This window comes from uncultured Fluviicola sp., assembly GCF_902168135.1.
Taxonomy (GTDB): Bacteria; Bacteroidota; Bacteroidia; order Flavobacteriales_D; family Crocinitomicaceae; genus Fluviicola.
Window position 1 is genome coordinate 221,727 of record NZ_CABHOL010000024.1, and the last position, 20,281, is coordinate 242,007.

Annotated in this window: 20 protein-coding genes; 13 read left to right on the forward strand and 7 right to left on the reverse strand. The window is 41.8% G+C overall.

The features are described from left to right. The first annotated feature begins 30 nt into the window (after positions 1–30). From QZT69_RS10360 to QZT69_RS10400, 9 genes are all read left to right on the forward strand, one after another. Positions 31–567: a DUF6272 family protein gene (locus tag QZT69_RS10360; RefSeq protein WP_294673764.1), complete on the forward strand. Its 537-nt coding sequence runs from the start codon at positions 31–33 to the stop codon at positions 565–567. A 7-nt stretch (positions 568–574) separates the two neighbouring features. Beyond that, on the forward strand, positions 575–1,483 hold the full coding sequence (locus QZT69_RS10365) for a histone deacetylase (RefSeq protein ID WP_294673765.1): 909 nt from the start codon (positions 575–577) through the stop codon (positions 1,481–1,483). A gap of 334 nt (positions 1,484–1,817) precedes the next feature. Beyond that, on the forward strand, positions 1,818–2,330 hold the full coding sequence (locus QZT69_RS10370) for a hypothetical protein (protein ID WP_294673767.1): 513 nt from the start codon (positions 1,818–1,820) through the stop codon (positions 2,328–2,330). Then, complete coding sequence (locus tag QZT69_RS10375; protein WP_294673769.1) at positions 2,320–3,120, forward strand: glycerophosphodiester phosphodiesterase family protein; 801 nt, start codon at positions 2,320–2,322, stop codon at positions 3,118–3,120. The genes QZT69_RS10370 and QZT69_RS10375 overlap by 11 nt, the downstream gene beginning before the upstream one ends. After that, a complete protein-coding gene (locus QZT69_RS10380; RefSeq protein WP_294673771.1) occupies positions 3,117–3,464 on the forward strand; it encodes a translation initiation factor in 348 nt (115 codons plus the stop codon). The genes QZT69_RS10375 and QZT69_RS10380 overlap by 4 nt, the downstream gene beginning before the upstream one ends. 330 nt (positions 3,465–3,794) lie before the next feature. After that, positions 3,795–4,334 (forward strand): bifunctional pyr operon transcriptional regulator/uracil phosphoribosyltransferase PyrR, encoded by a 540-nt coding sequence (gene pyrR, locus QZT69_RS10385; protein WP_294673773.1) that lies wholly within the window; start codon positions 3,795–3,797, stop codon positions 4,332–4,334. Further along, positions 4,334–5,263, forward strand: coding sequence for an aspartate carbamoyltransferase catalytic subunit (locus QZT69_RS10390; RefSeq protein ID WP_294673776.1), 930 nt, complete (start codon positions 4,334–4,336; stop codon positions 5,261–5,263). Before pyrR ends, QZT69_RS10390 begins: the two co-directional genes overlap by 1 nt. Positions 5,264–5,328: 65 nt before the next feature. Next, positions 5,329–5,667 (forward strand): STAS domain-containing protein, encoded by a 339-nt coding sequence (locus QZT69_RS10395; RefSeq protein ID WP_294673778.1) that lies wholly within the window; start codon positions 5,329–5,331, stop codon positions 5,665–5,667. A gap of 3 nt (positions 5,668–5,670) precedes the next feature. Beyond that, the gene (locus QZT69_RS10400) at positions 5,671–6,582 is read left to right on the forward strand and encodes a ribonuclease Z (protein WP_294673781.1); all 912 of its coding nucleotides are present in this window, start codon (positions 5,671–5,673) and stop codon (positions 6,580–6,582) included. Between the two features lie 117 nt (positions 6,583–6,699). Here the strand turns inward: QZT69_RS10400 and QZT69_RS10405 are convergent, their stop codons facing one another. The 5 genes from QZT69_RS10405 to QZT69_RS10425 form a co-directional block, all read right to left on the reverse strand. Next, positions 6,700–7,140, reverse strand: coding sequence for a DUF1572 family protein (locus QZT69_RS10405; protein ID WP_294673783.1), 441 nt, complete (start codon positions 7,138–7,140; stop codon positions 6,700–6,702). Positions 7,141–7,144: 4 nt separating this feature from the next. Next, positions 7,145–8,059, reverse strand: coding sequence for a GNAT family N-acetyltransferase (locus QZT69_RS10410; protein WP_294673785.1), 915 nt, complete (start codon positions 8,057–8,059; stop codon positions 7,145–7,147). Positions 8,060–8,064: 5 nt separating this feature from the next. Next, positions 8,065–8,877, reverse strand: coding sequence for a 1-acyl-sn-glycerol-3-phosphate acyltransferase (locus QZT69_RS10415; protein WP_294673788.1), 813 nt, complete (start codon positions 8,875–8,877; stop codon positions 8,065–8,067). A gap of 203 nt (positions 8,878–9,080) precedes the next feature. Continuing rightward, a complete protein-coding gene (locus QZT69_RS10420) occupies positions 9,081–10,034 on the reverse strand; it encodes a DUF4249 domain-containing protein (protein WP_294673791.1) in 954 nt (317 codons plus the stop codon). Further along, positions 10,016–12,409, reverse strand: coding sequence for a TonB-dependent receptor (locus tag QZT69_RS10425; RefSeq protein WP_294673793.1), 2,394 nt, complete (start codon positions 12,407–12,409; stop codon positions 10,016–10,018). Before QZT69_RS10425 ends, QZT69_RS10420 begins: the two co-directional genes overlap by 19 nt. 97 nt (positions 12,410–12,506) lie before the next feature. Here QZT69_RS10425 and pheT point away from each other — a divergent pair, with 97 nt between their 5' ends. The 4 genes from pheT to bioA all read left to right on the forward strand — a co-directional run bounded on the left by pheT (position 12,507) and on the right by bioA (position 17,397). Next, complete coding sequence (gene pheT, locus QZT69_RS10430; RefSeq protein ID WP_294673796.1) at positions 12,507–14,939, forward strand: phenylalanine--tRNA ligase subunit beta; 2,433 nt, start codon at positions 12,507–12,509, stop codon at positions 14,937–14,939. A gap of 62 nt (positions 14,940–15,001) precedes the next feature. Continuing rightward, entirely contained in the window at positions 15,002–15,442 is a 441-nt protein-coding gene (locus tag QZT69_RS10435) for a hypothetical protein (protein ID WP_294673798.1), read from the forward strand. 81 nt (positions 15,443–15,523) lie between these two features. After that, complete coding sequence (gene bioD, locus QZT69_RS10440; protein WP_294673800.1) at positions 15,524–16,138, forward strand: dethiobiotin synthase; 615 nt, start codon at positions 15,524–15,526, stop codon at positions 16,136–16,138. Continuing rightward, positions 16,117–17,397: an adenosylmethionine--8-amino-7-oxononanoate transaminase gene (gene bioA, locus QZT69_RS10445; protein WP_294673802.1), complete on the forward strand. Its 1,281-nt coding sequence runs from the start codon at positions 16,117–16,119 to the stop codon at positions 17,395–17,397. The genes bioD and bioA overlap by 22 nt, the downstream gene beginning before the upstream one ends. A 387-nt stretch (positions 17,398–17,784) precedes the next feature. On the opposite strand, the gene QZT69_RS10450 is transcribed toward bioA, so the two are convergent. Continuing rightward, entirely contained in the window at positions 17,785–18,165 is a 381-nt protein-coding gene (locus QZT69_RS10450) for an endonuclease domain-containing protein (RefSeq protein ID WP_294673804.1), read from the reverse strand. Between the two features lie 400 nt (positions 18,166–18,565). Then, a complete protein-coding gene (locus tag QZT69_RS10455; RefSeq protein ID WP_294673806.1) occupies positions 18,566–19,207 on the reverse strand; it encodes a JAB domain-containing protein in 642 nt (213 codons plus the stop codon). Between the last annotated feature and the right edge of the window lie 1,074 nt (positions 19,208–20,281).

The following is a 20,281-nucleotide window of genomic DNA, read 5'->3' on the forward strand; positions in this document are numbered from 1 at the left end:
CAACCTGGTACGCTTCACATAGAACCCAAAATGATATTGGCCTCTTGGATTCAAGATGTTAAAGATGCGCATTTCAATTCTGTTCAGGTAGCTCACTTCGGTCCGTTAAACCAGGATTTAGTGAATAGTTTCACACTCACCACCGAGGATTTCATGATTTCTGCAGGAGATAAAAAACCATTGGTGAAACGTGTTTTTTCAATCTTGATCGAAGGGTTGCAAAATATTCTGATCCATGGCAGAAAATGGGACCACGAACAGCAGGCGCTCATTATCGTTGCTTTCAATAATCAGGCTTATCGGATAGCATTGGGGAATCTCACAGAAATTTCCGAAAAGGAAAAATTGTCTTCTTACCTGGATCGTTTGAACAAAATGAGCGAAGAAGAAGTCAAAGAATTTTACCTGGAAACGCTAAACAACGGATTGATTTCAGACAAAGGAGGTGCTGGGCTTGGCTTTATCACCATGAGAATGAAGTCCAAAAGTCTGCTGAATTATCAATTTATTCCTGTAAACGACGAATTAATGCTCTTTACGATTTCTACCGATGTAGAAAGAGCGTAGTAATATCATGTCCTTTTTCGTAGCGTATCATCCTTCTTACATTCATTCTGTTCCAAGCACACATCGTTTTCCAATGGAGAAATACGGATTGCTGTATCAGCAAATTCAATACGAAGGAATACTGGAAGAAACAGAATTTTTAAGTCCCGCTTTGATAGACCTGGATATTGTCCGCCAAACCCATTCGGAAGAATATTTGAATAAATTACTCAAGCTGGAGTGTACACCAAGAGAACAGCGCGTCAGTGGATTTGTGCATACGAATGACCTGATCAACCGGGAATTGAGAATCATGGAAGGTACCAGGCTGTGTGCAGAAATGGTTGCGAACGGAGGCGTGGCCTTAAATATTGCAGGTGGAACGCACCATGCATTTACAAACAGGGGAGAAGGTTTTTGTTTGTTAAACGACCAGGCAATTGCAGCTCAATGGCTTCTGAATAAAAAATTGTTTAAGCGGATCCTGATTGTAGACCTGGATGTTCACCAGGGAAACGGAACAGCAGAAATTTTTCAACAGGTTCAGGAGGTATTTACCTTTAGTATGCACGGTGGTGCTAATTATCCCATTCACAAAGAAAAATCAGATAAAGACGTTCATTTGGAAACTTCCCTGGACGATAAAACTTATTTAACCATTTTAAGGCAGGAGTTGACAGCTGTCGTTGAATCGTTTGATCCGGATTTCATGTTCTATCAGTGTGGTGTCGATATTTTGGAAACCGATAAACTGGGGAAATTAAAAGTTACTCAAAATGGAATTCGCTCCAGGGATGAGTTTGTACTGAATATTGCCAGGGAACGGAATATTCCGGTTGTATGCAGCATGGGCGGTGGCTACAGCAAGGATGTAAGAGACATTGTGAATGCACACATGTATGTTTTCCGACTGGCGCATCAGTTGTTTTCTAAATAATGGAGGTTCAAATGTTCAAAAAGTTAAAATGTTCAATTATTGAAACTTTTGAACCCTCTGAACTTTGGAACCTTTGAACTGTTAAAGTCAAAATAATTACTAACAATTCTTGATATTCCAATTTCTCCGTTTATCTTTGTCTGGAATTAGTCTAAATAAAGATGGTTAAAAAAGAAGTTTCCTCTCAGCAACCTATTTTACCTCTGTTCACTTGCAGTAACTGCTCTTGCGATAAAAAGAAAGATTGCTGCAAAAAATATAAAAGAAAAGGATACCACTGTAAAAAGTGCCCAAAACTTTAGTTTTAGCTGAAGCATTCGGTTATTTTTGAAGCATGTTCGGAAAACTTGCTTTGTGGTTGTTAGTGGTTATTCCTTTCTACGGAAAAGCACAGGATTCTGCAGTATATGCGGCCGGGGTGGATTTTCAATACCATCCACAGGATTTCTTTTTCCATGTCCGGGGTCAGTTCATCAAAAAAAAACTGGCACACGAAGTATTTATTGGATTCGGAATAACCAATACCATCCTTCAGGGACAACCCAAACCAAGTATCGGTTACGATATTTCATACCGCTCCAAACTTATTGACTGGATTGTCATTTCCCCGGTAATTCGACTCTCTTACTCGTTTTTAAGTACCAAAATCCCCCAAAAGCATCCGTTTATTCACTTGACGGAAAGTTTTCTCGGATGCCGCCTGGATATTGGACTCCGGAACCGGGTTGCATTTACGGGAGGAATAGGGCCGGCTATCGAGTGGAAATACGACGCTTACAACGGAAGAAAGAATCAGTTCTTCCTATGGAATTATTTTGTAGAAATCGGGTATTATCATGAGTTTTAGAGGGGTCATTGGAATTGTTGTCCTGTTTCTTGTTTCGTGTAAGAAACACAAAGACCTGTATCCGGATACCAGCATCGGCGGACATGCTTGTGCCGGACTTCATATTTCCGGCAGTAATTATCACGACAACAGTCTTGAAGCTTACAGGTATGCCCGCAGTTTCGAAAAGGTGTTGATGGTAGAGGTGGATGTACAAGTATCACTCGACGGTACACCGTGGTTATTTCATGACCCTGAATTAAGTGTAGAATCAACCGGATCCGGATTTATTCCTCAAAAAGAAGATAGTTATTTGTCAGGGTTGAAATACCATTCGCTGGAAAAGGAGCGGGTGATCCGATTATTAGACCTGCCTGCTGATCTGAAAGGAGTTCGTCTTGTATTGGACCTGAAAGAATCAGACGGAACTGAAACGGGAGTTTTGGATTCTGCTTCGGTAATTGATGCATTGAAACAGGCAAAGCAGTATTTTTACAACGGAGATCTGGCAATTGTGACTAATTCGAGGAGATTTGTACCAACAATCAAAGGACTTGGTTACTTTGTTTATTACAACGCGGTAAATGCGAGTCAGTTTTTGAGTTATCCGGATAAGACCATTTCTGACGGTGCCGCTTTCAGGAATTCCGAGATTGCAATATCAGATGTGACTGCTGTAAAATCGCTTGGAAAAGAGGTTGTAATTTACGATGTTCGATCTCCGAAGGGAATTCGATCTGCACTGGAAAAATCTCCGGATTATCTGCTGACAGATGATATTAAAGCAACATTAATTGAAAAGTACAAATGAGCAAAAAAAATAACAAAGAACGGGTGAACATTGTTTATTCTACCAACCCGGATTTCTCCTATGATTTCCAAGAAAACGAAGAAGCTGAAACACTTGAACCCTCTAAGCAATTGCTTTATGTGTCATTGGACAAGAAACAACGTGCCGGAAAAGAAGTAACCCTGATCGAAGGATTTGTCGGCAGTGACAATGACCTGAAAGAATTGGGAAAAATGCTGAAGTCAAAATGCGGTGTAGGAGGAACTGCGAAAGACGGTGAAATTATCATCCAGGGATCTTTTCGTGATAAAGTCATTGAATTGTTGACAAAAGAAGGATATAAAACCAAGCGGAAAGGGGGATAATAAGGAATTCAGATGCCGGATTTACGTTTCAAAATTTATAACCAATAACCAACCCTATGAAAAAGTAAATATCTTCCGACATCCAAAATTCCAAATTAAATATCAAAATAGAAAAATGTGAAAATTCTTTCGATCCTGTGTTCAAAAGTACATTAAGTTTTTTTTAAATCAATAAAAAAAGAGTAAAATATTTACTTTATTGATTGAACGGTAAAAAATTGATTTTTAATCTTTTCAAATCGGCAGCAACCATTAAAAAACGATTTAGTTCGAATGCAGAAAATCGAAAAAAAGATTGATGAATCGAATCCTTTTGCTAAATTTGTCTCAATGGAAAAGCAAGTCATTTTAGATGAACAGCAGGTTCAGTTAACCATGAACCGTCTTGCTTATCAATTAATCGAAAATCACGACGATTTCTCAAATACCGTACTAATCGGCTTGCAGCCGAGAGGGATTTTTGTGCTTGAAAGGCTGAAAGAAATCCTGGAAAACGTAAGGGGAGAAAAGGTTACCTGCGGTCAGCTGGATATTACTTTTTACCGGGATGATTTCCGGAGAAGAGAAAAACCTTTGATCCCTAGCACTACCAACATCGATTTTACAATTGAAGGAAAGAACGTGGTCTTAATCGATGATGTGCTTTACACCGGACGGACTATCCGTTCGGGATTGGATGCCTTAATGGCTTTCGGACGACCGCTTCGTGTTGAATTGATGGTGCTGATCGACCGAAGATTCCAGCGCGATTTGCCTATCCAGGCAGATTATGTTGGGAAAGCTGTAGATACGCTGGATTCCGAGCGTGTAACTGTAGAGTGGAAGAGCAGTGAAGGAAAAGATAAAATTGTATTGTATACACCCGAATAATGGAGCATTTAAGTGTTGATCATTTAGTTGGAATTCGAGACTTGACTCGTCAGGATATCGAATTGATCTTTAAAACTGCAGATAGTTTTAAGGAAGTTATTAATCGACCGATCAAAAAAGTTCCTTCTCTTCGAGATATTACGATAGCCAACCTGTTTTTTGAGAACTCTACCAGAACAAGGCTTTCTTTCGAATTAGCTGAAAAAAGACTTTCTGCAGATGTAGTGAACTTTTCTGCAAGTTCCAGTTCCGTAAAAAAAGGGGAAACATTGATTGATACGGTGAACAATATCCTTTCCATGAAAGTGGATATGGTCGTCATGCGTCATCCGAACCCGGGAGCAGCAAAATTCCTGTCCGAGAGAACCAATACCTGTGTGATTAACGCCGGTGACGGAACGCACGAACACCCAACGCAGGGTTTGCTGGATGCCTTTTCTATTCGTGAGAGATTGGGATCTGTGGAAGGAAAAAAAGTGGTGATTGTAGGTGATATCCTGCATTCTCGCGTAGCTTTATCCAATATTTATACACTTCAAAAATTGGGTGCAGAGGTGATGGTTTGCGGACCAACAACCCTGATCCCGAAATACATTCATACTTTAGGAATTCAGGTAGAACACAATCTCAGAAGGGCTTTGGAATGGTGCGATGTAGCAAATATGCTGCGCATTCAATTGGAAAGACAGGACATTCAGTACTTCCCGAGTTTGAGAGAATATTCCATGCAGTACGGTCTGAATAAAGAAATCCTCGACAGCCTGGATAAAGAAATTATTGTGATGCATCCCGGACCTATCAACCGCGGTGTGGAAATTACTTCTGATGTAGCTGACTCGAAGCAATCCATTATTCTTCAGCAAGTTGAGAATGGTGTAGCTGTGCGAATGGCGGTGATTTATTTGCTGGCTGCAAAGATCGGACGCTAAAGTCTTTTCGTTTTCAGGGGGCTGTGAAAGAATATTTTGTTACATTTGATAAACACTGTGGCAACATGAATTTTATTATTGCACAAGATACAAACTTTACTGTCATTCAGTCATCTGTTGAAAAACTGGATGCTTCTAATGCTCCTGATCTGAAAAGTGAATTACTTCTTCTAAGTAAAAACGGGGTAAACTGCATTATTTTAGATCTTTCCAAAACAAGATATTGTGATTCTTCCGGCTTGTCTGCTGTTCTGACTGCTAATCGTTTGTGTAAAGACACTAACGGACAATTTATTTTGTGCGGATTGCAGGAAAATGTTGCAAAAATGATCCGTATTGCTCAATTGGATAAGGTATTGAATATTTCCGAAACACTGGCTGAAGCGAAATCAGTCCTGATTTAGCCTATGAACTTTGAAGTAACCATATTAGGTTCAGGCGCTGCTTTGCCAACTTCAAACAGGAATCCAACTTCACAATACGTTTATTGCAATGACCGCCATATCCTGATAGATTGCGGGGAAGGCACACAGGTCCAGCTACGCAAATACCATGTGCATATTCAGAAAATCAATCACATCTTAATTTCTCATCTTCACGGAGATCATTTCTTCGGATTGGTAGGGCTTTTGAGCTCACTGCACCTGCTTGGAAGAGATAAAGGACTGACTATTTACGGTCCGCAGGAATTGGAACAAATTATCCGTCTGCAGCTTGAGGTTGGCGGAGCAAAGCTGGGATTCGATCTTCATTTCGTTCATCTCAATGGAAAAGAACACCGCCTGCTTTTTGAAGACAGGATGATTGAGATCTGGACATTTCCTTTGAGTCACCGCATTCCGACGAATGGTTTCCTGATTAAGGAAAAGCCGAAAGAACGAAAACTGAATGCCGAACGCTTTGAGGAAGCCGGCTTGTCCTTAACGCTTATTCCGAAACTGAAACAAGGATTGGATGTGGAACTGGAGTCTGGGGAAATGATTTATTCCGAAGAATATACTTATCCTGCGAAATCAAGCAAATCTTACGCTTACTGTTCGGATACGATCTTTGATGAACGCATTGTTGATTACGTCAGGAATGTTAATGTGCTGTACCACGAAGCGACCTTTTTACAGGATAAACTAGATCGTGCGCAGCAAACCTTCCATACAACAGCTCAGCAGGCTGCTACAATTGCCAAACAGGCAGAAGTCGGGAAGTTGTTGCTCGGACACCTGAGTGCACGCTATGAAAACGGGTTGAAACACCTGGAAGAAGCTTCAGCGGTTTTTGAAAATGTAAGCGTGGTGGAAGACGGGGAAACCTACCTGATTTGAAAAGTGCGTTTCGACTCCGCTCAACGACCTTTTCAAATTAAATTCGATTCAAGAACTCAAAGTAACTGTATGTCATTGTTTTAATAACTATCAGAAGGTGACTGAGCGAAGTCGAAGTCAACCTTGTGTGATTCTCCTCAAATAATTGATCTGCCCCAAATGATATCCCAAATGGCTTGCTAACTTCATAATCATGTGTCCTGTCGTCATTGGATAACCGTAAGGCTCAAGCGGGTATTTCTTTTGAAAGTCTTCTTCTGTCAGCAAATCAATCACTTTATCCAGCATTTCGGCTGTTTCTGTCAGCTTACCGATCATTTCCTGTTTGGAAAGATAGCGCTCTGAAAACTCTGCATCGCGGTTACGAACGTATCCCGTTTCTCCCAACGTTGCACCGATAAAGTGGTTCAGGTTCCCGATCAGGTGCTGCGTCAGATTCCCGATGGAATTGGTGATTCCTGGAAGGACAATCCAAAGTGTTTCTTCTTCACAAAGTGCTATTTCCTTCGCTAAAGAATCCAAATCTTTTGTAAAGCAGCGGGCAAATTCGTGATTCATCTTTTCAATAAGTTAAATGGCGTTCCTTTTTATCCTGGTAAACATCAGCAATCGTTACCAAAATACCTGTCTCCTCCACATTCCCGAAATCAGGGTTTACAGCTGTTCCAAAGGTTTTCATCGTTGGAGAAAGGTGCATGTAAATATTCACCAGGGGAGGAACGTTTTCGCCATGCTTACGAACAAAAGAATTCAGTACTTTGAACCCGTCTTTGAAATCCAGTCCTTTCAATTGTTCTTCCACAAAGGTGGTGTCGTACTCCGTCTTTAAAGGGTGATATGGTACCATCAGCTTTTCGGTATCCGGAAAATAATGATGCATGAAATGTAAGAGAAAATCACGAGCTTCCCGGTTATAATTCGGGTACATAGTTACTTTACCGAAGAAATACTTCATCTCCGGATAAGTGATGGTCAAAGCTCCCAGGCCATCCCAGATATTGTCCAGTGCAAATAAGCCTTTTCGCGGGTTTTGTGCCGGTTGATAATCCGGATGAACCCAGCTGCGCCCCAATTCACAGGTCGTTGGCATATATTCCTTAATGAAGCGTTCGCTAAAGTCAAAATAATGGGTGGTCGACAAATGGATCTCTCCGTGCTCATCAATGGCGTCCTTACATAAAATGAACCGGTACCCGCCAATGATTACTTCATCTTCCGGATCCCATACGATCAATTGATTGTAACAGATTTCATCGGTATCGTATTCATCCAGGTCTAACTCTTCGCCTGTACCGCCTCCGGCAAAACGAAAAGTTACTTCACGCAGACGTCCGATTTCACGGACAATATTGGGTGCTGTGTGACAATTCACGAAATAGATCTCATTATCACCTTTGCGGGTAGTTCTTATCAGACCAACTTCAGCAAGTTCTTTTTTGATAAGCTCTTTGTCAACAGCAGGTATTATTGGCTTCATGTGTTTTAGTTCAATGTATAGACGTGATTTCTGAACCATTCGGCCCATTCCACGTCTGAAATTTTTGTATCTAATGTTTTGGCTTCAATGGGTTTTCCAACTGTAAATTGGATGTGTTTACCCTTTTGACGGAACATTTCATCAGCCAGGTAAAGCATTTCTATATTTGCTTTTATACCGAGAAATTTACGAAAATTTGCCAAACGGTAAAAAAAGTTAGACAATTCTCCGTCAATATGCACCGGAATAATAATTTGGTCATTGATCCGGGCTTGTTTTACAAATGCTTTTTTCCATTCCAGGTCTTTCACGACTCCTTTTTTCTTACGGCTCACCAATCCGGCAGGGAATACACAAACCAGCTGATCTGATGAAAATAAGGTGTTGACCTGAAGCAGGGAACTGCTTTTTGTCTTTCCATGTTTATTGATTCCCACAAAGATGTCCTTCAATGGTTCCAGGTTCAAAAGCAGATCATTAACAATGAATTTGATATCTGTGCGGTGATGGCGCAATCCGTCGACCAATGCCATGGCATCCATTCCTCCGAGCGGATGGTTCATAACAATGACGCACTTTCCTGTTTTCGGAATGTTTTCTATACCTGAAATAGAGTAAGAAACACCGATTTCAGCCAGTACATCCCTGCAAAAATCCTGGTTTTTAGTGTCGTGTGTATTCAGGAAATGATTGATTTCCTCCTGGTGAAGAATCCGCTCTAAATAACGGATAATGAATCCCGGAATCCATTTGATTAAACGCGGATTCTTGCTTTGGATCAATCTCCGTACATTAATGAAATCTTCTTTTTGTTTCATGCTGCAAAGTTAATAGGTATCTGCAAGTTGAACGTTAAAATTGTTAAAATGAAAATAACAACCGATAGTTCAAAACGTTTAAAAGATTAAATGTTCAAATGTTCAAATGTTCAAATGTTCAAATGTTCAAATGTTCAAATAGAACCGCTAAAACACTTGAAAATTTTTGAACGTCTTTGAACTCTTTTGAACCATTGAACTTTTTAAGGCACACAGTACAACGTATCAAACGAAGGTGAATACCCGGCCCACAAACCGATTGCGCCACCTTGTATATTGGTCGGAATAGTTGTTGGAGAGGCAAAGGGATTCCCTGCAGTACCAAGCTGCATATACTTTTTTTCCAAAAAATCGTAGGCGGCAGCATCGATCTTTGAGAATTTGATCACCACCGAATCGCCCTGTTTATAATAGCCTTTATCTGCATCGGCAACCGTTTCATCGTCCCAGGTAAACGGATTCTCATAGTAAAAATCGAAGGTTTGTCCACCAAAGAATTCATCGTCGATTACCGGACTGAATGTTGCTTTGAAAGCCGGATCTTTGGTATTTCCGTTCACCATGTTGATACGTTTTACTTCCCACATATAAGCATCAAATCCGGGTGGATCTGTTAAGGTTGCCCAGGAATAGCCATATCCCGGATTTGCTCCCGGATCCTGTTTCCAGTAGACCGAGTCCAGTGGAGTGGGATTGACAACCTGTGTTACTGAGGTAAAAACTTCGCCGTTCAATTCTACTTTTAAGGAATACGTTTTTCCGACTTGTCCCCAGATAGCGGTATTGAAAGTAGAATAAGCGCATAAATGGTAATTGGCCAATTCATCTTCGGGAATACCGAATAATGCGGCAGCCATCGCTTCCGTTCCGGGAGGAAGGTTGTCTGAGCAAATTTCATCCAGTACAACGCTTGTAGATCCGTCAGAAACGGTGACAATTGCTCCGGACTGAAAACTGTTCAAAAAAGCTTCCAGTGTGGTCGGAGAATAAATATCCTGTGTTTTTGAAATCAAAACAATAGGTGGCATTCCGGTTTCTATGCGTCCGTCGATGACCACTTTTTCTTCGAAACCGGGAATGTCAATCTTTACCTCCTTGGTACAGCTGCCAAGAACGAGGATCAGGCTAAATAAGGCAATTAAAACTCGAAATTCCATGTGACACTGGGTAAAATTGGAAATAAGGATACCTGTTTGACCGATATTTTAAAATCGTTCGAAGTAATATTTCCCTCGTTATCAATATACAAAAAATAAGGGTTTGCTCGGTTGTAAACATTGTAGATAGAGAAAGCAACGTTCTGTCTGAATTTTTTTACGACTTCGATCTTTTCACCGGTTTTCTTGTCGATTTTTGTCTTCGTAGGCTTGTCATACCACGTTGCAGAAATGTCCAGTCGGTGATAAGGGGCCATGCGCGTAGAATTTCGCGGGCCGTAATTGAATAACAAATCCTGGTTGTTGAAATACCAGCTGTTAGGAAGGGTCAAGGTATTTCCGGATGCATAAATGAAAGAGAACCCGAATGTCCAGCGCTTATTCAGTTCGTAGGTTCCGACCAATGTCAGGTCGTGCCTTCTGTCGTACTTAGCCGGATATTTTACGTCCTGGATATCCGGGAAGAAGCGGTCTGATCTTGCCAGTGTATAACCGATCCACCCGGTGAGTTTTCCAAATGTCCGCTTGATAAAGAATTCGGCTCCGTAACTCCATCCGGTCCCGTAAACCAATAAATTATCCGTATTGTCATTGACATTGTCGGATGGCAATGCACCCTGTTTGAACTCGATAACGTTTTCCATTTTTTTATAATAGAGTTCAACGGATGTTTCCCATTTGTTGTCGTTGAAATTCCGGAAATACCCCAAACTTGCCTGCCAGCCTTTTTGAGGACGTGCTTTGTCTGTACTCGGGTACCAAATGTCGGTTGGAAGTGAGACAGCGCTCAGGCTTGCCAGGTGCACGTATTGATTGTTGTAAGTGAAACCTGCTTTGATAGAGCTTTTGTCCTTCAACAGGAATCGTGCAGAAATACGCGGCTCAAACCCGAAATAGGATTGAATGATTTCTCCTTTTTTATAGGTCTTTGTAGAGTCGGTGTGACCTGTAACTCCTTTATAGTAACGCGTAAACGGCCCCGTGAATTGGTACATACTTACGCGGATGCCGGCATTTACACGTAGCCAGGATGCAATATCTACTTCGTCCTGCACATAAATCCCGGATTCGTGGCTGAATAATTTTTGAGCCAAACCGGTATCGAAAACAACTTCATCCTGTGATGCGGAAACACTTGCCGGAGTGAAGGTGTGGAACAGATAATCTGCTCCCATTTTAATGGAATGGCGCGTATTCGGGAAATAAGAGAGCTCTACTTTACCTCCGTAATCACGAATTCCGGATTTCAATTCGAATTTGAACTGGTCCTGCTCGGACCCAAAACTAAACAGGTAATCCGTAAGTGTTGCAGTGGTATTCATGAATAATTTACTGCTGAACTGGTGATTCCATCTAAGGGCTGCAATTCCATTACCCCAGGGCATTTTTACGCTGAAATCTTCTTTTTTATTCCCGAAATTGAAGAGATCTTTTCCATAATATCCGCTCAGGTAGATTTTGTCTTTCGGTCCAAGGCGGTAATTTAATTTAGCATTCAGGTCGTAGAAGAAATAGCTGGATCCGTAAAAAGCACTCGACTTCTTGATGAAAGCTTTCATGAATAAATCTACGTATGTTCTTCTTGCTGAAACAATGAATGATCCTTTGTTCTTTACGATCGGGCCTTCCAAAGTTAAGCGAGAGGAAATTAGGCCCAATCCACCGGTAACCTTAAATTTCTTATTGTTTCCTTCGTTCATATTTACCTCAAGCACTGATGAAAGTCTTCCACCGTAACTTGCGGGCATGCTCCCTTTTATGAGGTTGACACTTTTGATAGCATCGGAATTAAAAACGGAGAAGAACCCGAAAAGGTGAGAAGCGTTGTAGACCTGTGCATTATCGAGTAAAACAAGGTTTTGGTCCGGACCGCCGCCGCGTACGTAAAATCCCTGGCCGCCTTCACTTACCGAAGAAACTCCGGGAAGCAGCTGGATCGTTTTCAAAACATCTACTTCTCCCAGGAAAGCAGGCAGTTTCTTGATGACGTTAATATCGAGTTCGATCTGGCCGATCTTGGTTGAATTTACATTTTCTCCCTTTCGGGCATTGATTTCTACTTCATCTATCTGAGTGGTTTTACCCAATTCGGAGGTAATCGTGGTATCCTTTTTTAAATCAATGTTTAGGGTGTCGTTCGGAAGTCCCGCCCCGCGATAAATCAGCTGGTAAGAGCCTTTCGGGATTGTTAAAGAGTAAAACCCGAATTCGTTGGTAACAGCTCCTTTCTGGATGACCGGAACAAAAACTTGTCCGCCAATAATGGGTTCTCCGGAGCTTCCTTCGTAGATGTAACCGCTGATGGTTGCGTTTCCCTGTCCCCGGGAAGCGGCGGCGGCAAAGAGAAATAAGATTTGTATTGCCAGGGATTTCATTCCAAAATTAGTGTGAACGAATTTAATGCTTTTATGTCAAATTAAACGGTGCTTTCCCTGCTTTTTCTTAAATTTGGACTTCGAAAAATAGACAACAATGAAAATTTCATCCGCTTGGTTACACGAGTTTTTACCGGTTCATAAATCCCCGGAACAATTAGATCAACTTCTCACAGATACAGGTTTGGAAGTGGAAGGTTTTGAGACCATTGAAAGCGTGAAAGGCGGACTGGAAGGTGTTGTGGTTGCTGAAGTGATTGAATGCGAGCAGCACCCGAATGCGGATCGGTTGAAAGTGACTAAGGTGAATAACGGGAAAGAAATCCTCCAGGTTGTTTGCGGGGCACCGAATGTAGCTGTCGGACAAAAAGTAATTCTGGCACAAGTAGGAGCTGTTTTGTACCCGAAGCCTGATGAACCCTTGAAAATGAAAGTTTCCAAGATCCGCGATGTGGAATCATTCGGAATGCTTTGTGCTGAAGATGAATTAGGTTTGGGAACAAGCCACGACGGTATTTTGGTACTGGACCCAAATGCTAAGCCGGGAACTCCTGCAGCAGAATACCTGGAATTAGAAAGCGATGTGCAGATCGAGATCGGATTGACACCGAATCGTGCTGATGCGATGGGGCATGTAGGCGTTGCACGTGATGTATTGGCGTATTTGGCCTGTCATGAAGGAAGCACTGCAAAACTGCAATTGAAAGAGACGACGAAGCCGGTTAAAGAAGCAGATCTTCCCGTTTCTGTTACGGTAGAAAATAAAGAGAAGTGTCCGCGTTACATGGGGATTACCATTAGCGGAGTGGAAGTGAAAGCTTCTCCGGCATGGCTTCAAAATAAATTACGGGCAGTTGGTCTGTCTCCAATCAATAACGTGGTGGACGTAACGAATTACGTGATGCGTGAATTGGGAACCCCGCTCCATGCGTTTGATGCTTCAGTTGTCAATGGAAAAGTGATTGTCCGTACCGCAAAAGCAGGTGAGAAGATGATTACGCTTGACGGCGTTGAACGTGAACTGCATGAAGAAGATTTGGTGATTGCCAACGAAAAAGAAGCGATGTGCATTGCCGGAGTTTTCGGAGGGAACCATTCCGGGATTTCAGATACTACAACGGATGTGTTTTTAGAAGCAGCGTTTTTCCAGCCGGTTTCAGTGCGTAAAACAGCAAAAAGACATGGCTTGTCAACGGATGCAAGTTTCCGTTTTGAACGCGGTGTGGATGTAGACCTGGTTCCGTATGCTTTGGAAAGAGCAGTACAGTTGATACAAGGAGTAGCAGGTGGAAAGGTAGGAATGGAAGTGGTTGATTTGTATCCGGATCCGATCCAAAGACGCAAAGTAACGCTTCGTTTCAATCGCATTAATCAGCTTTTGGGACATATTATCACTCCGGAAGTAATTCGAAATATCCTGATTTCTCTTGATTTTGAAGTTCTTTCTTCAAGTGATGAAGCACTGGAGCTTTCTGTTCCGAATTACCGCATAGATGTGGATCGTGAGATCGATGTGATTGAAGAAGTACTGCGCATTTACGGGTTTAATCAAATTCCGCTTCCGGAGAAATTGAATACTTCTTTGGTGGTGACAGAAAAACCGGATTTGGAGCGCTTGGGAGTGAACCTGGCCGAAGTTTTAGCCGGAATGGGCTTCCATGAAATGATGAACAATTCCCTGACTAGTCCGCAGTATGCTGAAAAGTTGGGCGGCAGTCAATTCCCGGTTGAGAAAGCGGTTCGTATGCTGAATCCTTTGAGCCAGGATTTGGCCGTGATGCGACAAAGTTTATTGTTTCAGGCCATGGAAACGGTGGCGCACAACCAGAACCGTCAGAACCCGGATCTGCGCTTGTTTGAATTTGGTAAAACTTATTCTTTCGAAAACGATATTTACAGTGAGAATAAGCGCTTGCTGATCCTGATGACCGGGAACAAGCACGACGAATCCTGGGCGCAAAAAACAGAGAAATCGACTTTGTTTACTCTGAAAGCAGTTGTTTCCAATGTGTTCGAGCGATTGGGACTGGCTTCTTTTATCCAGGAAGAAAATCTGCCCGAACAAGCAGTTTTGGCTGACGGCTACCAAATTCGTATCTTGAAAAACGTAGTTGGAACTTTGGGGTGGGCGAACCAAAAAGTGAAGAAACATTTCGGAGTAAAGCAGGATGTTTTTGTAGCTGACCTGGACTGGGATGCTGTTTTGGCTTCTTTAAAACTGGTAAAAGTACAGTACAAGGAATTGCCGAAAACATTCGAGGTTCGACGTGATTTCTCCTTGTTATTGGATTCAAAAGTTCGTTTCGCTGAAATTGAACAGATTGCTAAAAAAGTAGACAAGAAGATTTTGCGAAAAGTTGGTTTGTTTGACGTTTACGAAGGAAAAAACCTTCCGGAAGGGAAGAAATCTTATGCGGTTTCATTCACATTCCAGGATGCGGAGCAAACTTTGAAAGATACGCAGGTAGACGGGATTATGAATTCAATTCGTACGGAACTGGAAAAACAATTGGGCGCGGAGTTGAGATAAGAGTCAGTCGCGGCTGACGATAGAAACAAGCGTTAGCGCAGTTTAAAATAAAAAACATGCAGATGAGAATATTCCTTACGATTATACTTATTGCTTTGTCGGCGTTTTCTTTTTCACAAGAGATGGACCCGATAGAAAAGATTTCAAATCCTCCTTTAATAACAGCAAGCAATGCATCAACTTTTAGTAGTTACGATAACACATTGGAATCCGTAGTGAATTATTTTTTTGCATCTCAGATTCGAAAAGATAAGGAATGGGAAAAAGTGGTTTCCTCACCTCAGGAGCAAACTGAGTTAATGCAACATATATTGCATAAGTATGAAACAAGAACGATTACAAAAGTTCAATTGTCTGGTAAAGTAGAGTATCAAAAAGGAAAGTTTTGGGTATTTGTAAATGTTGAAATGGTGGATAATGGAAGAACAAATAAAGTATTTGGCCGTGTAGAGGTAGAATTGATCAATAGTAAATTGGTTATTACAGGCGGTCTTCCTGATTAGTGTTTTTGCCGTTAATATTCTTTAAAACAAGCATGTTAAACTGCTCCAAATCCTAACTTTAACCTTGGAAGGAGATCAAATATGAAATCATACGTCGTAACCGGAATTGGCACTGAAATCGGAAAAACGGTGGTCAGCGCCGTGCTTTGCGAAGCCTTGAAAGCAGATTACTGGAAACCTGTTCAGGCGGGAGATTTACACGCTTTGGACAGTGATTTTGTCCAATCGCATACTTCCGAAACCAATATCATTCCTGCAAATGTGCTGCTGAACCATGCCATGTCGCCGCATGAAGCTGCTCGTCTGGATGGTATTGAATTGACGGAAGAGCATTTCGAGCTGCCCCGTTTTTCCAAAACAACTATTATTGAAGGTGCAGGCGGGGTCATGGTTCCGTTGAATGATGAAGGATTGTGCTACATAGACCTGTTCCAATTGTGGGAGCTCCCGGTTTACGTCGTAACCAGGCATTATCTGGGAAGCATTAATCATACTTTACTGACATTGAATGCACTGATGATGCGCGAAATTCCGATTGCAGGTTTGATTGTTAACGGAGACAGAAACGAAGCTTCCGAGCGTATTTATCATTCGCAATTTCCGGATCTTTCCATTACTACTATTCCCGAAATCAACGAATTTTCAAAAGAAAGCATACAACAAGCGGCCAGATTATGGATAGAACAACTGCCCTAGAAAAAGACAAGAAACACGTTTGGCATCCATTTACTCAAATGCAGACGGCGAAAGAACCGTTGCACATCGTGAAAGCAGAAGCAGCAACACTTATAGATTCGAACGGTAAAACATACATCGATGCCAATTCATCCTGGTGGGTGAATGTGCATGGACATGGTCATCCTTACCTGGGAGAGGCCTTGAATGAACAATTCTCACAGCTCGACCATGTGATTTTTGCCGGCGCAACACATCCGCAAGCCATTAAACTGGCAGAGCGTATCAGTTCTCTGCTCCCGGAAAAGCTGGAAAAAGTATTCTTTTCAGATGATGGTTCTACAGCTGTTGAAGTGGCACTAAAAATGGCTTTTCAATATTGGTTCAATAAGAATGAGTCTAAAAAACGCGTCATTGCTATTGATGGTGCGTACCACGGTGATACTTTTGGCGCTATGTCCATTGGTCAGCGCGGAGCTTTCAATAAACCTTTTGAGCATTTGTTCTTTGATGTGGATTTCATTGATTTCCCCAAAGACGAAGCACGCGCTCAATCATTAATTCAAGCAGAACAAATTCTGAAATCCGGTGAAGTAGCTGCAGTGATTGTAGAGCCGCTCGTGCAGGGATCAGCAGGAATGCGCATGTATGACGCAACGTGGCTGGATGCTTTTGTTTCCCTGGCGAGAAAATACAACGCTTTGGTCATTTTTGACGAAGTAATGACAGCATGGGGAAGGACCGGAAAGCTGTTTGCCCACAATTTCTGTGAGCAGGAACCGGATATCATTTGTTTGTCGAAAGGATTAACAGGTGGAATTTTGCCTTTGGGGCTGACTGTTGCAACCAATGAAATCTATAATGCATTTCTCCATCCGGAAACGGCTAAAGCATTGCTTCACGGACATTCCTTCACGGGAAGTGCTTTAGCTTGTGCCGTGGCAAATGCCAGTTTGGATTTGTTTGAGCAGCCTGAAACCTGGGATTCCATCGAATGGATTGAAGAACGTCACCGCTATTTCATTGAAGCACTGAAAACGCATCCGAAAGTGAAAGAGATCGGTTTGTGCGGAACCATTTTGCGTTTCGAAGTAGAAACAGGCGAGGGGAACAACTATTTTTCATCCATTCGCGACAAAGCGTATGATTTCTTCCTGGAAAAGGGTTGTTTGATCCGTCCGCTGGGGAATATTTTATACTTGAATCCGCCTTATTGCATTTCGGAAGAAGAGCTGGACAAATTGCACGTGGTTCTGCTGAACTTTTTAGATAGTTTGTGATTTGTTTCCCTCCTTGAGGAGGGATTAAGGTCGTGACGACTCTGACGAGTGTCAGACTCCGTCAGAGGAGGTGGCGGCGTTATCGATAGCAGAACCCCTATTTCCCAACCTCCTTCAAAGAGTGAGTTTCAATTTCCCCCTTTGAAGAGCCTGTCCCGACAGGAACTCGTCGGGAGGGACGAAAGGGGGATGGCTAGGGATCGTAAGCCACACCAACCATCGTCCGCACCACACCCACCCAAGCCACCCTCCTCAGTCCTCCCTCAAGGGAGGAAGCAGATTGAATCTCTCCCCTTGAGGGTCTGACGACTCTGACGAGTATCAGACTCCGTCAAGAGGAGATAAAGAGGGGTGGCAGTAAATCGAAAGCAGGCTGGATTATTCCCCCTAATCTTTATTTCTCAACGCATGAATCACATGCCGCACCTGTTCCGAAACCACATCCATATTCCAGATCACATCGCCTTCTTTAAAACGGATCACCGTATAACCCAGCGACACCAGTTTATCTTCACGGTAGCGGTCATAATCCGGCTTACTGAAATGCGAATTCCCATCGATCTCAATAATCAGCCCGATTTCCGGGGCAAAGAAATCCACGATAAAGTGATAGATAGGCCGTTGACGCAAAAAGCGTTCTCCGGTTTGTTTCCTGGATAGCAATCCTTTCCAGATCACCTTTTCTGCTTTGGAAACAGTCTCCGTCCGTAATTCACGAGCATACTCTTTTAATCGGGGGTTGTAGTGATTGTGGCTAAATGTTTTCATACTTTAATTTAACCAAAATCAGGTTGATTTGCAAGAGCTTGCAATCATTTTTGCAGTTGTCGATCTCGCCACCCTCCTCGTTCCTCCCTCAAGGGAGGAGGATCTAATCCCCCCCTTTGAAGGGGGATAAAGGGGGATGGCTGAGGATCATAAGCCGCCGTGATCCATCGTCCACACCACGCCCAAGCTAACCACCTCCTCTGACGGAGTCTGACACTCGTCAGAGTCGTCACGACCTTAGTCCTCCCTCAAGGGAGGAGACAGAATAGACCGCTTATCTTAACGATAGGAAGTACTGTTATTTAATATCAGGAGAGGAATCTGAAGTCTCCTCCCTTGAGGGAGGATAAAGGAGGGTGGCTGAGGATCGAGAGGGGTGGCGTTATCGAACAGAGAACTTCTACTTCCCAACCTCTTTGAGAACCTTATTCATCTCCCGGATAGTCAACCCCGTCAATTTGCGGATTTCTTCTGATGACATCGTATTCAAAGCAAGCATCTTCTTAGCGATTTCGATGCTGTTGGCTTTCGCAGCTCTTTCCTTTTCCTGATCCAAACGCCATTTCTCCAACTCAGCACGTTCGCGTTCCACGATTTTGTAAGCGCCGTTGTTTTTCAGTTCCGTCATGATTCCTTCCCGGCTGAAACAAAAATATTCCTTCTCAGAAATAATCAAATGGTCAATCACATCGATCTCGATAATTTCTCCGGCCTTCAATAAACGATCTGTCGTTTTCAAATCTTCCGTACTGGGTTTCATCATTCCGGAAGGATGATTGTGAACGAAGATCACTTTGGGCGCATTTTTATAAATAGCAATTCTGAATACCTGCGGAGCCTTGATGTGAACCCGGTTATCCGTTCCCAAAGCCATCAGTTCAATGTAAAGGATTTTGTTCCCCTTGTCCAGTCCAACGATCCAAAAATGTTCCTGCCCCCGGCTAATGCGGTTCTCGCGCAGCAACACCTGCTGCATGATGTTGTAAACATCCTCCGAATTAGCAATCCGAATCTTCTGATCTTTGGTTAACCGAACGTTCATGGAATAAATTTAGCAAATAGTTTTGGATGGGGTAAAGGTAGGGGAAATTTGGGTTGAAAAGATCGAGGAAAACCACAGAATGCATTGGAGTGGAAATAAAATTAGAACAAGCCTAATAAAATTACGCTTATAAAGAATCCCCAAGCATTTATAAGATACGGATTTATTGAGTGCACGATATAAATCTGGAATGATACCAGTTATAAACGCGAATTAATATAAGTTGTCTTTTAAATTTCATCTCCGTATTGTATAGAATATAATTTTGCTATTTCAATTCCATCTTTTGAAATCACAGCAGTTAAAGCTGTTTCATCAATATCCTTAGTAAAAGTTGAATTTTCATCTTTTCCAATGCGATTAAAAATATAACTTATAAAATCTAATGGAGAAATAAAATCATGTGAGTTATAAAATGCATAGAATTTATCGTTATATTCAGTGATAGCTTGTTCAAAATGTTTGTCTTCGTCTGGTTTCAGAATATGCCATGCCTTTTTTATTGATTCTTCATTATTAAATTCAACGAACATTTGTATTCCTGAAATACCTTTCTCAATATTGGTTTGTGATTTTCGTTTGTTAAGGCTGGAAGTATCAAATTCTTTGAATATAAATTTGATATATTTTTTGTAATTACCAATAGACCAAAGGTTGTAGTATTCTAAGAATTCCTTTAAGTTAGGTATATCCTTGTTTGGATGGTTTTTTAAAAATTCCCCAAATTTGAAGTAACTTTCAAATAGTTCTAGAATAAAATGACTAACCCCAAAATAAAGCCAAAGAAAAGGTGCGATATCAAGATTTTGAGCGCAGAAAACAGTTGGGTCGTTCCGATTCAAAAATTCTTTAAGATTTTTTTTCAGTATTTCCGGTCCTGTTAGATCTTTAAGTTCATGATAATATCTATAACATTTATAATCAGAAATATCCCAGGTTTTATTTTCATTTGAACTCAAATATTCATTGAAGTAGTTTACTGCAAGTACACTTAATTCCTGTCTCTTATACACATCTCCGAGCCCACGAGACTCCTGAGCATCTCGTATGCCGTCTTCTGCTTGAAAAAAAAAA